Consider the following 13,549-nt stretch of genomic DNA (forward strand, 5'->3'; position numbering starts at 1 on the left):
AATGATAAAGAAAGAGCAGCTACATCAGTTCTGTACCACGTTCGTTATTGAACGTGTAGCCAGGATTCAGAAAAATATAGAGGACATACAAACCTCATTGTCATCAGAAACAAAAAGTAGCGCGGGAGACAAGCATGAAACCGGTAGGGCAATGTTACAGCTTGAACGTGAGAAACTGGGACAACAGTTAGCGGAGGCCGAAAAAATGAAGCAAACACTATCTAAAGTACCTCAGGAAGCCTCAAAGCCCGTTGTGGGTCTTGGGAGTTGGGTGGTTACTTCAAAAGCGGATTACTATTTGGCAATTTCTGCAGGGGAATTCAAATCCGAAGGGAAAAGTGTTTATTGTATATCTGCTGCAACCCCAATAGCCCAACTACTCTTTGGAAAAGAACAGGGCGCCAGCACCACCTTTAGCGGTCAAGAAATTAAAATTATTGAAATTAGATAGTTGTCAAGAAAAAGAAAGTGTTACCCAATACCTTTCATTGATGCCAAAGTGGCAGACCAAACAATAACCGAGGAAAAGAATATTCCTATAGTATTGGCCCAAAAGGCTTTGGTTTTTTCAATTTTAAAAAGATAGGATGCAATACTACCAGCGTACACCCCTGTACCGGGCACCGGAAGCATTACAAAAAAGATAAGCCCCCAGAATCCGTAACGTTTTATTTTATCGCCTGAACCGGTTTTAGCCCGCCTTGCCACGAAAATAGCCGACTTCTTATAGAATCCCCAGCGTAAAAAATAGCGGTTTACTTTCTCCAGAAAGAAGAGCATTAGTGGAAAAACAAGTACGTTGGCGGCAAAACAAAGCAAGAATACCAGATAGATATTAAGGCCATTGAGTAACCCATAAGGGATACCTACCTTTGCTTCCCCAAAAGGAGAAAGGCTCCATAACATGGCAATAATGAAATCTATAATCACAACATTTTTTTTGGAAGCGCTAAACTACTAATCCATGGGGTTTGAGCACCATTGGAACTCATAAATAATTCCAAAAATTGTGCCGCTCAAAAATAGAAGGTTCTTTTTAACAGATTTTAACTTTTCGATAAGAGGTACAATATTATCTATCTATCTGAGTTTTAGAATGCAGATAGTATTAACCAAAACTTAAACCTATGAAACCTTTATTTGCAAAATTATTTTTACTGGCCTTTGTTTCAATGACTGCCTTTTCGTGCAGTGTAAAATCTGAATTGGAAGATATCGCAGATGAGCTAGAGGAAGAGAACAACAACGATGCTAGAACTGAAGTCATCAAACTTGAGGACAATAAATAGTTCTGAGCACTACAAATAAAAAAAAGGGAACCTATTAAGGTTCCCTTTTTTTTATAGTCTCATGTTTCTAAAAGATAGTCTACCGTTGTTACTGAACAAGAATAGTATTGTCAGTAGCAGTTGGGTTCATTGGGCAAAAATATACATATTCACCTTTTTCCAATACCGTAGGTTTAGATAACTGTGTTTTTCCAGTAGCAACCACCTCTGTTACATAGGCAGTCTGAATGTGGTTTTCAGGCTTGCTAATATCCTCTCCTTTTTTTACTAGAACAAAACCAACATCATGACCAACTCCATTGTTGGCAATTTCAAAAACATATGTACCCGGTGTTACGGTAAGTTGTTTTTTAGTAAACTCGCCCGGAGTTTGTTCCAAGGCAATTGTTTTTACTTTTTTGCTCATTTTGTCCTGTGCATTTGCTGAAAATGCCACGGTGAAAACTAATGCTAATGCTGCGATAATATTTTTCATAATTTTTTGAATTTTGTCTTTTTTGAAAAGACGGGTTTTTAATATTTATTTAAATTTAAAAGGACTTTAATTGCCCAGCGCTATAAAGGTTGCGCTAGATTTATGTTAAGCTTCAACAGATTGTAATGATGCTGCAACCGGAAAATCTACAGGAACATCTGTGGTCTTGTGTAAGTAGTTAGAAATGGTTTTGTCTCCTACCAATACAATAGTATCTACCAAGTTCTCTTTAGTCCATCCTGCGTTAAGGAATCTCTCAACTATAGCTTCATCGGCTGCTCCACGGTTTTCAGTAACGTTTTTTGCAAACCCGGCAAGGGCATCCAATTTAGCATCAAAAGATGCTTTCCCAGCTCTAAGCTCAAGAATTTCAGCATCGCTAAATCCATTCATTTTTCCAATAGCCGTATGCGCAGAAAGGCAATAGGTACATTGGTTAACTTCGCTCACTGCTAAGTTCACTACTTCTTTTTGTTTGGCACTCAAAGATGTTTTTGCGTTGCTTAAAGCTAAATAATTAGCTAGCGCATTTTCAGAATAGGCATACGTAGCGTAAAGGTTGGGTACAAAGCCAACAGCTTTTTCCAAATTATCAAAAATGGCTTGATTGCCTGTACTTACTTCTTCTCTTTTGGGTACATTAAAATTGCTCATAATTTTAGATATTTTGTCAGTTTAATGAAGCATATATCTAGTGCTCCGTTTCTATGACGATTATTAATTTGTTTTTGTTTTAAAGTTCTACATGCGGTTTTTCGGCATCACAATAAAAATCATGATGATGTTTTTGCTCACAATGCACGTTTGCATTTATAGTTTGCAATTGTTTTCTGGGATGAGAAAAAATCTCTATAAGGTTAAAAAGGGATATATGTTTTAAATTCATCTTGCGTTGTTTTTTAATTACAAGGCAAAGATGCGAAGTAAGTGAGGCTGTTTGTTAGGAGCGATTGCCCGACCGCTTGTAGAAATTTCCCTTTACGAAGAAATTGGGGCTGTTTCTCTATATTGAGAGGGAGATGTACCGGTCATTTTTTTAAAAAACCTACTGAAATGTGCTGGATCATTAAAGCCTAGATCGTATGCAATTTCCTGGTTTTGCTTGTCCGTAAAATTTATCAATCGTTTTGCTTCAAGTGCCAAACGATCTAAAATAATCTGCTGTGGTGATTTTTGGTTGTAAATGGAAAACAGGTTAGAAAGCGTTTTTGGGCTTTTATAAAGAAGCTCTGCATAATCGCTAACCTTTCTTTTGGTTTTGTAATGCGTGTCTACCAATACGTTAAACTTTCTTATAATTTCAACCTGGTCATTATTTAACTTTTTTACGATAAGTTGTTCCTTGGCCAGACGTGTACAGATAATTATAAGTCGTTTTAACAGCATTTGAAGCATGTCTCCCTGTATACCGTCGGGTGTGGAAAATTCATCTTGAAAAACCTCGTACAAAGTCTCGAACTTGCGTTTTTGTTCTACAGGAATAGTTATGATTGGGAGGTCTTGGGTTCCAAAAAATAGAATGCCGTTACAAGATACTTCGTGGTCGTGATCATTAATACAATAGAATTCTCTGTTGAAATGAAACGCGGTTAATGGCAATTCCGTTTTTTCATAGGAAACATGCTGCAGGTAGGTAGTGGTAACTAGCTGATCCGGTAATAGCTCAATGGGCATGCCATCTATGTGTAGTTCTAGAGGCAAGTTATTGCGGTTCCAGAGCATACAAATGTTTCCGGATTGTATTGAAAATTGATTCTGGTATTTTTTAATATCATTCGTAAACCCTAAGTGAGAGCCTAGTTTTGTATCATTGAATTCAAATTTCATCTGCAGCAGATTGGTTGTTTTAAAATTAGTCTCTCTTGTAATGATAACCTTACCCAAATGTTACTTGGAAAGTTAATCTTTGTTGTTAAACGAGTCTAACTGTTTGTTAGGCAAAAAGTCTTTTTGTACTATTACCAAAGGAAATCAAAATAGTGGTCAATTTAACTATTAAGAGTATGAAGGCGTACGATGAAGCGGCAGATAAATTTTTTAGCAAGACAAATATTAGTCCTGTGCCATTGGTTTCTTGGGACCTGCACAGTCTTAATTTTCAGAAACTTTGTATAAGCGGAAAAGACCTGAGATACTTACAGGCTTTGGCCCAACGGAATAGATGGGCATATGATAAAACGGATTTGGTGTCCTCATTAGGAGAGGAGGTTGTGGTTGTAACCAATAGCCAATTAACTATAGTACATGCTACGGAAAATCTAGTTTTAATGACGGGCTATAAACCAGAAGAGGTTATTGGAAAAACACCTAAACTGTTTCAAGGCAAGGAAACTAGCAGAGAAGCTTTGGCCAAAATAAAAACGGCCATCGAAAGAAAGGTTCCTTTTGAGGCCGTTGTTCTAAACTATAAAAAGGACGGAAGTACGTACCATTGTGAAATAAAAGCAGAGCCTATATTCAACAACAGAGGTCAACTCGTCAACTTTATTGCATTTGAAAAAGAAGTGGCCTAAGACCACTTCTTTCAATATACATTACTATTTATTTACTTTCTATTTCGGTAACACGTAGCGTGTTTACCATACCTTTTTCCTTCATGGGCATTGCCGCTAAACTAATTAGCATATCGCCTGTTTCCAAAAGGCCTTTATCACATGCCATTTTATTTACGTCTTCAATAGTTTCATCCGTAGAGACATATTTGTCGTAATAAAAAGCGCGAACACCCCAAAGAAGGTTTAACTGCGTAAGAATACGCTTGTTAGAGGTGAATACTAAAATATGGGAACTTGGTCTCCATGCAGAAATCTGGAATGCAGTATATCCACTATTGGTCAACGTAGAAATGGCTTTTGCCTTAATTTCGTTGGCCATAATGGCGGCATGATAACAAATGGACTTGGTAATATATCTTTTTGTGCGGATATGCGGCGGATCATGAGGTACTTGAATAAGCTCCGAGCCTTCTACACTTTGAAGAATACTTGCCATTTTTTCAATAACCTGAACCGGGTAGTTACCTACGGAAGTCTCACCGGAAAGCATAACGGCATCTGCCCCATCCATAACGGAGTTGGCCACATCGTTAACCTCGGCTCGTGTAGGCGTAAGGCTTGTGATCATCGTTTCCATCATTTGTGTGGCGATAATTACTGGAATACGAGCTCTTTTGGCCCTTAGCACCAATTGTTTTTGAATTAACGGAACCTCTTGTGCAGGCACTTCAACACCTAAATCGCCACGAGCAACCATTAACCCATCACAATAAGCAACAATCTTATCTATGTTTTCAACGGCTTCAGGCTTTTCAATTTTAGCTATAATCGGAATTTTCTCATCGGCATGCTCCTTAATGATTGCTTGTAAATCAATAAGATCTTGGCTAAAACGAACGAAGGAAAGTGCGATCCAGTCTACTTTTAAAGAAATAGCAAAAATGGCATCTTTAACATCCTTTTCCGTTAGGGCAGGTAAAGAGATGTTGGTGTTAGGCAGGTTAACCCCTTTTTTGGAGCGTAACGGACCACCTTGTATAACTTTGGTCTTTACTTCGGATTTTTTATCCGTAGCAACTACTTCAAACATTAATTTTCCATCATCAAGCAAGATACGCTCACCTGGCTTAACATCCTGTGGAAAAGCGGCATAGTTCATATATACCCTTTCGGCAGTACCTTCAAAAGGCTCGCCTGTAACAAAAGTAATTTCATCACCTGGGGCAACTACAACTTCACTAGCCATAACGCCTACCCTTAGCTTAGGGCCTTGCAAATCTGCAAGAATAGAGGTATTACGACCGGTTTCTTCATTGAGTTCCCGTATCATTTTTACACGTTCTGTAACATCTGAGTAGTCTGCATGTGAGAAGTTGATGCGAAAGACATCTACACCAGCCTCCATCATATCTTTCAGCACTTCTTTTTTGCTTGTGGCCGGCCCTAGGGTGGCTACAATTTTTGTTTTTTTATTACTTGGCATTGATCAAAAAATTAAATTGTTCTTAGATTTGAGTTTGTCAGTTTCTATGGCGTAAGCCGTTATAATTTTGGGTATGTTTTGCAGTGTTCTCACAAGGTTTTCCATATTAATAAACCCATCTTGTTCTATTTTTAAAAAATAGTCTACATCTCGGTGTTCGGGCACCATGTGAAATGTCGTGAAAGAGGGTTCGTCCTTAAATAGCCCTTTTCTACTATTTGTGTCCTCCGCTAGACCATTGTTTGTGAATAAGGTCCAGTACCTATCGTTAATATCATCTTTCCATTCAAAAATGGGAACTGTAATATGACCGGTGAGGTCAAGGTCTTTAGGTGACCTTTTAAAGCTCGATTTTAAATGAAGATTGAGAGCGTAGGCTATGGCATAATCTTCAAGGCTACTATGCAACGCAACTAAATCGAATGTATCTTCGTAAAAGTCGTTCGTAATTTTATGTACTGCTACCATAGGGGCACAAAGTGGTAAAGATAATATTAATACCGTACAACGCCTAGATTAGATAAGGCTAAAACTATTTTTGAACAAACTATAACATTTTGGTTACATAAAATTACAATTTAAGACTTGTCCATCTTATCCTGTAATGCGTAATAGGCCCGTTTTGAAGCACGTTCCTCTGCCTTTTTTTTAGAAGTGGCCCTTGCTTTTGCCACTACTGTATCTGCAATAGTAAGTTTTACCGCAAAATGCTTTAACGCGTCATTACCTGTATCATCATAAACGTCATAGTCAAACGTTTTTTTCTGTTTTTGGCACCATTCAATTACAAGACTCTTGTAGCTTATGACCTTACCTTCTAGTTGTTCTATGTCTACATAAGGCTCTATAACCTTTTGGTTAATGAACTTTTCGCAATACTTGTAGCCGCGATCTAGATAGATGGCGCCTACCAACGCTTCAAAAACATTGCCGTGTATGTTTTCTCCAAAATGGGATTTAGGAATACGACTTTTTACATAATTTATGAGTCCTAAATCCTTACCAAGTTCGTTTAGATGTTTGCGGCTTACAATTTTTGAGCGCATCTTGGTAAGATAGCCTTCGTCTCCTTCCGGTACTTGATCATACAAGTGCTTGGAAATTATTGTTCCCAGCATGGAATCGCCTAAAAACTCTAAACGTTCATAGTTTAGAGGATTCCCGTCCTTGTCCTTTTCATTAGCGGAGCGGTGTATGAAAGCTTTTTTGTAAATAGCTAGCTTTCTAGGTTTAAAACCCAAAATAGAAGTCATTCCCCCAAAAAAATCCCCATCCTCTTTAGGATGGGAATTAAATATATTGGAAGGAAATCCCATACTGTATTACTCGCTAAATTTTTTGAAAATTACGCAGGCATTGTGACCACCAAACCCAAAGGTGTTGCTCAGGGCAACGTTTACGTCGCGCTTCTGGGCTTTGTTAAGGGTTAAGTTTAGTTTGGGATCTATATTCTCATCTACGGTAGTATGGTTTATAGTTGGAGGAACCAAACTATGTTGCATAGCTAAAATTGAAGCAATGGCCTCAATAGCCCCGGCAGCACCCAGTAAGTGGCCGGTCATTGATTTTGTAGAATTAATATTGATGTTAGGGGCATGGTCGCCAAAGACTTCACTAATAGCCTTTAGTTCTGCCACATCTCCAAGGGGAGTAGATGTACCATGCGTATTAATGGTATCTACATCTTCCGGTTTTAGACCAGCATCCCTTAAACAGTTTTTCATTACCTGTACCACTCCTATCCCGTCCGGGTGCGGTGCGGTCATGTGGTAGGCATCACTAGAAAGCCCTCCACCGGCAACTTCTGCATATATTTTTGCGCCACGCGCTTTCGCATGTTCATACTCTTCTAGAATTAATGCACCTGCACCTTCACCCAAAACAAACCCATCTCGGGTAGCATCAAACGGTCTAGAGGCCGTTTCAGGGCTATCATTTCTAGTAGATAAAGCGTGCATAGCTCCAAAACCACCCATACCTGCTATGGTTACTGCGGCTTCACTACCTCCGGTAACAACAACATCACAATGGCCTAAACGAATATAGTTTAGAGCATCGATCATGGCGTTGGCCGAAGATGCACATGCAGAAACGGTGGTATAGTTAGGCCCCATAAAACCGTGCTTGATGGAAATATGCCCGGGAGCAATATCCGCAATCATTTTGGGTATAAAAAATGGATTGAACCTAGGTGTACCGTCACCTTCCGCAAAGTTCATTACTTCGTTTTGAAAAGTCTCCAGACCACCAATACCGGCGCCCCAGATAACCCCAACACGAAACTTGTCTACTTCGTTAAGGTCAAGACCGGAATCTATAATGGCCTCATCCGAAGAGACCAAGGCATATTGTGCAAACCTATCTAGTTTTCTGGCCTCTTTGCGGTCAAAATGCTCTAGAGGGTCAAAATTCTTAAGCTCGCAGGCAAATTTTACCTTAAATTTTTCGGTATCGTAATAGGTAACGGGAGCAGAACCGCTCTTTCCGTTTTTAAGACCTTCCCAATATTCCTCAATATTGTTACCTATGGGAGTCAACGCACCCAACCCAGTAACTACAACTCGCTTTAATTGCATTGAACCTGATTTTTGGTTTACTTAGTAAGTCAAGCGTAAATTAAAAAAATTATCCATGCGATAATGGTTACCACATGGATAATTTTGAATCTCGTTCAAGAAATCATAAAGATTACTTCGCTTCTTCTATATAGCTAATGGCTTGGCCAACTGTTGCGATGTTCTCAGCTTGATCGTCGGGAATCTGAATATCAAATTCTTTCTCGAATTCCATGATCAACTCCACGGTATCCAAAGAATCGGCCCCTAGGTCGTTAGTAAAGCTAGCTTCCGTTACTACTTCGTTCTCATCCACACCTAATTTATCAACGATGATAGCTTTTACTCTTGATGCAATGTCTGACATAATAATATTGTTTTTAAAAAATTAAATTGGTTGCAAAAATAAAAAACTTTGGACTAAATCCACTATTTGTCGTTAAAATGTCTTGTAATTTATAAAATTTCAGGATAAGAGCGGTATTTTTGACCTAAATATTTTGCTACTTGTAACCTTATCTGCTGCATGAAAAACCTTGTATTATTCGCTTCCGGCTCTGGATCTAATGTTGAAAACATTGTTAAGTATTTTCAAGATAATCCTGAAGTGAACATTAGTGCCGTATTGACCAATAAAATTGGGGCAAAAGTTTTAGACAGGTGTAATAGTCTTAAAATTAATGGGTTATATTTTAACAGGACTGCTTTTTATGAAACGGAATGCGTGCTGAATATTATAAAATCGTTTAAACCGGATCTTATTGTGTTAGCGGGTTTTCTTTGGAAAGTACCCCAGAACTTGGTTGAGAATTTTCCTGATAAAATTGTAAATATTCACCCAGCGTTATTGCCAAAATACGGTGGCAAAGGTATGTACGGTAATCATGTACATGAAGCCGTTAGGGCCAATAATGAGACGGAAACCGGTATCACTATTCATTATGTAAATGAAAATTATGATGAGGGAGCTGTAATTAAGCAGGCAAAAACGTCAGTTTCTGCAGATGATACTGCGGAGAGTATAGCCGGAAAAGTACACGATCTCGAATACGAATATTTCCCAAAGGTTATAGCGCAACTATTAGAAGTAGAATAATGGCTAAAAAAGGAAAGTTCTATACGGTCTGGAAAGGGAAAAAACCTGGAATTTATGATTCTTGGGCAGCTTGTAAAGCTGCAATTACAGGATTTAAAGGGGCTCAGTACAAATCTTTTGAAACGTTTGAAAAGGCCAAAAAAGCCTTTAATGGTAATTATGAGGATTTTAAAGGAAAGAAAAAGGGGAAGCCTGTTTTAACGCCTGAACTTATACAAAGGTATGGAACGCCAAACTACAATTCCATTTCCGTAGATGCGGCCTCCAGCGGTAATCCAGGAATTATGGAGTACCAGGGAGTAGATACAAAAACGGGCAAAAAACTTTTTAGGCAAGGGCCCTTTCAGCAAGGCACTAATAATATAGGAGAGTTTTTGGCCATAGTACACGGGTTAGCTTTTTTAAAGAACAATAAGAGTAATAGGATTATTTATACAGATTCCCGTACGGCTATGAGTTGGGTGCGTAAAAAAACGTGCAATACTAAACTACAGGAAACACCTAAGAACAAAGAAGTTTTTGATTTGATTAGGAGAGCTTTGGAGTGGTTAAAAAACAATTCGTACAGCACCCCGATCGTTAAATGGGAAACTAAGGTGTGGGGAGAGATTCCTGCGGATTTTGGCCGCAAGTAGCGTTGAGTACAGGGCCACAAAGTATTTGGACAAAAAATTATAATCTATTTCTTTATAGACAATGCATTGCATCTCAGAAAACTGGCGTATAATGAGATGTGCAAAAATTGGAAAGGTAATATTCGCAAGCTTTTTTTGTAAGGGTATATTTGCACGTAATAGCGTTACAAAAGCGTATATTTGCAGCTTAAACTTAAAATTGCATGGGCAAACTTCTAATCGTGGGCACTGTTGCCTTTGACGAAATTGAAACTCCTTTCGGGAAAACTGATAAGATTTTGGGTGGTGCAGCAACTTTCATTGGTTTGGCGGCTTCCCAGTATAATGTAGAATCAGGAATCGTTTCTATTGTGGGAGAAGACCTTCCGCAAGAATATTTAGATATTCTAACCAATAAGCAGATAGATCTTAGTGCTTTGGAAATTGTAAAAGGCGGAAAAACCTTTTATTGGAAAGGAAAGTACCACAATGACCTTAATTCTAGAGATACTTTAGCAACGGAATTGAATACCTTGGCCGATTTTAACCCTGTAGTATCCGAAGGGTTTAAAGATGCTGATGTAGTTATGTTGGGTAATCTGCATCCTAGTGTTCAGCTAAGCGTAATCAACCAAATGGAAAAACGACCAAAGTTGATAGTATTGGATACTATGAATTTTTGGATGGACAATGCGTTGCCAGAGTTAATGGAGGTCATTAAACATATAGATGTACTTACCATAAATGATGAAGAAGCAAGGCAGTTGACCAATGAATACTCTTTGGTAAAGGCTGCAAAAGCTATTCAGCAAATGGGGCCAAAGTACTTGGTGATCAAAAAGGGAGAACATGGAGCGCTCTTGTTTCATGAGGAGAAAATTTTCTTTGCTCCGGCTTTACCTCTGGAAGAGGTGTTTGATCCAACAGGTGCTGGAGATACCTTTGCAGGAGGTTTTTCAGGATATTTGGCGGCCACTAACGACCTTTCGTTCAACAATATGAAAAATGCCGTTATCCATGGCTCTAATTTAGCATCGTTTTGTGTAGAACGATTTGGGACGGAGCGTATGCAAGATTTAAAAAGGGAAGAGGTTACTAAAAGGCTGCATCAATTTAAGGCCTTGACACAGTTTGACATAGAATTAAAATAATGACACGCCCCTATATTAGGGGCTTTTTTAATACGTAGATTTATAATGAGTGACGCGATTAAACATGAATGTGGTATTTCGGTAATACGGTTGCTTAAACCGTTGGAGTATTACAAAGAGAAGTACGGTACGGCCTTTTACGGGGTAAACAAGATGTATCTAATGATGGAAAAGCAGCACAACCGTGGCCAAGATGGTGCGGGCTTTGCAAGTATCAAGTTAGATACAGCTCCAGGGGAACGTTACATGAGCAGGGTGCGGTCTATTGCTCAACAACCTATACAAGATATCTTTGCGCAAATAAACGATCGTATTAATACCACGTTACAAGAGCACCCGGAATATGTAGATGATGTTGTGGCTCAGAAAAAGAACATACCTTATATAGGAGAAGTACTTTTGGGTCACGTGCGCTACGGTACTTTTGGGAAAAACAGTATAGAGAGTGTACATCCTTTCTTGAGGCAGAACAACTGGATGCACCGTAATATTATTGTTGCGGGTAACTTTAACATGACCAATGTACATGAGCTGTTCGATAATTTAATTCAGATCGGACAGCACCCAAAGGAAATGGCGGATACAGTAACCGTAATGGAGAAAATAGGTCATTTTTTAGATGATGCCGTTGCCAAACTCTACAAGCAAATAAAAAAGGAAGGATATACCAAGCAGGAAGCTTCACCTATTATAGCGGAACGTCTTAAGGTTCATAAGATACTAAAAAGAGCTGCCAAAAATTGGGATGGTGGTTATGCCATGGCCGGTCTTTTGGGGCATGGAGATGCCTTTGTTCTTAGGGATCCAGCAGGTATTAGGCCTACGTATTATTATCAAGATGATGAGGTTGTGGTAGTTGCTTCTGAGCGGCCTGCTATACAAACGGTATTTAATGTGCCTTACGAAGAGGTCAAAGAACTTGATCCTGGTAGTGCAATTATCATTAAAAAGGATGGCTCATCGTCAATCAATCAAATTTTAGAGCCTACGGAAAGAAAGGCATGTTCATTTGAACGTATTTATTTTTCAAGGGGAAGTGATAAAGAAATCTATCAAGAACGAAAGATGTTGGGAAGGTTGGTTTTTCCGCAAATTCTGGAGTCAATAGATTATGATATTAAGAACACGGTTTTCTCATACATACCTAACACTGCGGAAACTTCCTTTTTTGGAATGGTTAGGGAGGCGCAAAACTATTTGAATAAGAGAAAAGAGGAGCAAATACTTTCTATTGGCTCAAAGATTACTAGTGAGGAGCTTCATGAAATTTTAGAGGTACGTCCAAGAATTGAAAAAGTAGCCATTAAAGATGCAAAGCTGCGCACCTTTATTACACAAGACAGTAGCCGCGATGATTTGGTTACACATGTTTACGACATATCCTATGGTTCTGTAAAGAAGGGAGATAATCTGGTAATTATTGATGACAGTATCGTTAGGGGAACAACATTAAAAAAGAGTATTCTTAGGATATTGGACCGTTTATCGCCTAAAAAGATAATAGTTGTATCGTCTGCGCCACAAATTAGGTATCCGGATTGCTACGGTATTGATATGGCCAAATTAGAAGATTTTATTGCTTTTAGGGCGGCATTGGCCTTACATGAAGAACGTTTAACAATGAACGTTGTTGATGATATTTATGATAAATGTTTAGAGCAGGTAAGTAGCAAGGATAAAGATGTAGTGAATTACGTTAAAGAATTTTACGCACCTTTTACTCCAGAGGAAATATCCGCAAAAATTGGGGAGCTGCTTAGTCCGGAAGAGATTAAGGCCGAGGTAGTGATTATTTATCAAAGTGTGGAGGCGCTTCACGAAGCGTGTCCTAAGAATTTAGGGGACTGGTATTTTACCGGAGACTATCCCACCCCGGGTGGTAACCGAGTAGTAAATAAAGCCTTTATCAATTTTTACGAAGGCAAGAACGAACGTGCATACTAATTGGCTTTATCGGTGAAATGCACAAATAATGTATTTCATCGATAATATCCGCTACTTGGCGTTTTTTTAACCGCTTGGACGGAGGTCAGATTACATTTGAACTTGCCATAGCATAAGTAGGTTAAGTTCATGGTAAGATTTGGGGCAAAAAGGTGGAGTTTACTCCACCTTTTTATTTTCTACAAGTTTATGGGGCTACATTTCTTCAGTTGTACGCTCCAATACAATATCAATTTTTAATGTGTTTAGACCTTAATGGTCTCCCTTTTTAAAGTTTCATCCCTTTAACCGATTTTTATACGCTTGGACAAAGATGTTTTTGTAGGGCTTAATGCGGTTGTATCTTTGGAGGACCATAGCATAAGTAGGTTAAGTTCATGGTAAGATTTGGGGAAAAAGGCGGAGTCTAACTCCGCCTTTTTATTTTCTACACTTTCCTCTTTTCAT

General features: G+C 38.7%; 16 protein-coding genes. 7 read left to right on the forward strand and 9 right to left on the reverse strand.

The window, feature by feature from the left end; all coding sequences use genetic code 11:
* Position 1 precedes the first annotated feature (1 nt).
* Positions 2–451, forward strand: coding sequence for a 3-oxoacyl-ACP synthase (locus tag H9565_RS02280; RefSeq protein ID WP_215436993.1), 450 nt, complete (start codon positions 2–4; stop codon positions 449–451).
* A 20-nt stretch (positions 452–471) separates the two neighbouring features.
* Here H9565_RS02280 and H9565_RS02285 read toward each other — a convergent pair whose 3' ends face one another.
* Positions 472–930 (reverse strand): COG2426 family protein, encoded by a 459-nt coding sequence (locus H9565_RS02285; RefSeq protein WP_215436996.1) that lies wholly within the window; start codon positions 928–930, stop codon positions 472–474.
* Positions 931–1,127: 197 nt separating this feature from the next.
* Here H9565_RS02285 and H9565_RS02290 point away from each other — a divergent pair, with 197 nt between their 5' ends.
* On the forward strand, positions 1,128–1,289 hold the full coding sequence (locus tag H9565_RS02290) for a hypothetical protein (RefSeq protein ID WP_194529266.1): 162 nt from the start codon (positions 1,128–1,130) through the stop codon (positions 1,287–1,289).
* Between the two features lie 88 nt (positions 1,290–1,377).
* On the opposite strand, the gene H9565_RS02295 is transcribed toward H9565_RS02290, so the two are convergent.
* The 3 genes from H9565_RS02295 to H9565_RS02305 form a co-directional block, all read right to left on the reverse strand.
* Complete coding sequence (locus H9565_RS02295; RefSeq protein ID WP_215436998.1) at positions 1,378–1,764, reverse strand: cupredoxin domain-containing protein; 387 nt, start codon at positions 1,762–1,764, stop codon at positions 1,378–1,380.
* Between the two features lie 105 nt (positions 1,765–1,869).
* The gene (locus H9565_RS02300) at positions 1,870–2,418 is read right to left on the reverse strand and encodes a carboxymuconolactone decarboxylase family protein (RefSeq protein ID WP_215437001.1); all 549 of its coding nucleotides are present in this window, start codon (positions 2,416–2,418) and stop codon (positions 1,870–1,872) included.
* Between the two features lie 324 nt (positions 2,419–2,742).
* Positions 2,743–3,591, reverse strand: a complete 849-nt coding sequence (locus H9565_RS02305; RefSeq protein ID WP_215437004.1) for a helix-turn-helix domain-containing protein — start codon at positions 3,589–3,591, stop codon at positions 2,743–2,745.
* A 176-nt stretch (positions 3,592–3,767) separates the two neighbouring features.
* Between H9565_RS02305 and H9565_RS02310 the strand changes: the two genes are divergently transcribed.
* A complete protein-coding gene (locus H9565_RS02310; protein WP_215437007.1) occupies positions 3,768–4,277 on the forward strand; it encodes a PAS domain-containing protein in 510 nt (169 codons plus the stop codon).
* A gap of 28 nt (positions 4,278–4,305) precedes the next feature.
* Here the strand turns inward: H9565_RS02310 and pyk are convergent, their stop codons facing one another.
* The 5 genes from pyk to H9565_RS02335 all read right to left on the reverse strand — a co-directional run bounded on the left by pyk (position 4,306) and on the right by H9565_RS02335 (position 8,664).
* A complete protein-coding gene (pyk, locus tag H9565_RS02315; RefSeq protein WP_215437011.1) occupies positions 4,306–5,742 on the reverse strand; it encodes a pyruvate kinase in 1,437 nt (478 codons plus the stop codon).
* 3 nt (positions 5,743–5,745) lie between these two features.
* Positions 5,746–6,210: an IPExxxVDY family protein gene (locus H9565_RS02320; protein ID WP_215437014.1), complete on the reverse strand. Its 465-nt coding sequence runs from the start codon at positions 6,208–6,210 to the stop codon at positions 5,746–5,748.
* A 110-nt stretch (positions 6,211–6,320) separates the two neighbouring features.
* Positions 6,321–7,058: a ribonuclease III gene (gene rnc / locus H9565_RS02325; protein WP_215437016.1), complete on the reverse strand. Its 738-nt coding sequence runs from the start codon at positions 7,056–7,058 to the stop codon at positions 6,321–6,323.
* Between the two features lie 6 nt (positions 7,059–7,064).
* Complete coding sequence (gene fabF, locus H9565_RS02330) at positions 7,065–8,318, reverse strand: beta-ketoacyl-ACP synthase II (RefSeq protein WP_215437019.1); 1,254 nt, start codon at positions 8,316–8,318, stop codon at positions 7,065–7,067.
* Between the two features lie 112 nt (positions 8,319–8,430).
* Positions 8,431–8,664, reverse strand: a complete 234-nt coding sequence (locus H9565_RS02335; RefSeq protein WP_008269813.1) for an acyl carrier protein — start codon at positions 8,662–8,664, stop codon at positions 8,431–8,433.
* A gap of 159 nt (positions 8,665–8,823) precedes the next feature.
* On the opposite strand from H9565_RS02335, the gene purN reads away from it, so the two are divergent.
* The 4 genes from purN to H9565_RS02355 all read left to right on the forward strand — a co-directional run bounded on the left by purN (position 8,824) and on the right by H9565_RS02355 (position 13,102).
* Positions 8,824–9,393 carry a phosphoribosylglycinamide formyltransferase gene (gene purN, locus H9565_RS02340; RefSeq protein WP_215437021.1) on the forward strand — a complete coding sequence of 190 codons (570 nt, stop codon included), beginning with the start codon at positions 8,824–8,826 and terminating at the stop codon, positions 9,391–9,393.
* Positions 9,393–10,028: a ribonuclease H1 domain-containing protein gene (locus H9565_RS02345; RefSeq protein ID WP_215437023.1), complete on the forward strand. Its 636-nt coding sequence runs from the start codon at positions 9,393–9,395 to the stop codon at positions 10,026–10,028. The genes purN and H9565_RS02345 overlap by 1 nt, the downstream gene beginning before the upstream one ends.
* Positions 10,029–10,231: 203 nt before the next feature.
* A complete protein-coding gene (locus H9565_RS02350) occupies positions 10,232–11,158 on the forward strand; it encodes a PfkB family carbohydrate kinase (protein ID WP_215437025.1) in 927 nt (308 codons plus the stop codon).
* Between the two features lie 45 nt (positions 11,159–11,203).
* Positions 11,204–13,102, forward strand: a complete 1,899-nt coding sequence (locus tag H9565_RS02355) for an amidophosphoribosyltransferase (RefSeq protein ID WP_215437027.1) — start codon at positions 11,204–11,206, stop codon at positions 13,100–13,102.
* Positions 13,103–13,549: the final 447 nt, after the last annotated feature.

Origin of the sequence: Zobellia russellii (assembly GCF_018728565.1) — a bacterium.
GTDB lineage: Bacteria > Bacteroidota > Bacteroidia > Flavobacteriales > Flavobacteriaceae > Zobellia > Zobellia russellii.

Coding starts and splice junctions, on each gene's coding strand:
- purN (WP_215437021.1), top strand. CDS start 8,824: ATGAAAAACCTTGTATTATTCGCTTCCGGCTCTGGATCTAATGTTGAA.
- H9565_RS02295 (WP_215436998.1), bottom strand. CDS start 1,764: ATGAAAAATATTATCGCAGCATTAGCATTAGTTTTCACCGTGGCATTT.
- pyk (WP_215437011.1), bottom strand. CDS start 5,742: ATGCCAAGTAATAAAAAAACAAAAATTGTAGCCACCCTAGGGCCGGCC.
- H9565_RS02355 (WP_215437027.1), top strand. CDS start 11,204: ATGAGTGACGCGATTAAACATGAATGTGGTATTTCGGTAATACGGTTG.
- H9565_RS02335 (WP_008269813.1), bottom strand. CDS start 8,664: ATGTCAGACATTGCATCAAGAGTAAAAGCTATCATCGTTGATAAATTA.
- rnc (WP_215437016.1), bottom strand. CDS start 7,058: ATGGGATTTCCTTCCAATATATTTAATTCCCATCCTAAAGAGGATGGG.
- fabF (WP_215437019.1), bottom strand. CDS start 8,318: ATGCAATTAAAGCGAGTTGTAGTTACTGGGTTGGGTGCGTTGACTCCC.
- H9565_RS02350 (WP_215437025.1), top strand. CDS start 10,232: ATGGGCAAACTTCTAATCGTGGGCACTGTTGCCTTTGACGAAATTGAA.
- H9565_RS02280 (WP_215436993.1), top strand. CDS start 2: ATGATAAAGAAAGAGCAGCTACATCAGTTCTGTACCACGTTCGTTATT.
- H9565_RS02290 (WP_194529266.1), top strand. CDS start 1,128: ATGAAACCTTTATTTGCAAAATTATTTTTACTGGCCTTTGTTTCAATG.
- H9565_RS02305 (WP_215437004.1), bottom strand. CDS start 3,591: ATGAAATTTGAATTCAATGATACAAAACTAGGCTCTCACTTAGGGTTT.
- H9565_RS02300 (WP_215437001.1), bottom strand. CDS start 2,418: ATGAGCAATTTTAATGTACCCAAAAGAGAAGAAGTAAGTACAGGCAAT.
- H9565_RS02345 (WP_215437023.1), top strand. CDS start 9,393: ATGGCTAAAAAAGGAAAGTTCTATACGGTCTGGAAAGGGAAAAAACCT.
- H9565_RS02310 (WP_215437007.1), top strand. CDS start 3,768: ATGAAGGCGTACGATGAAGCGGCAGATAAATTTTTTAGCAAGACAAAT.
- H9565_RS02320 (WP_215437014.1), bottom strand. CDS start 6,210: ATGGTAGCAGTACATAAAATTACGAACGACTTTTACGAAGATACATTC.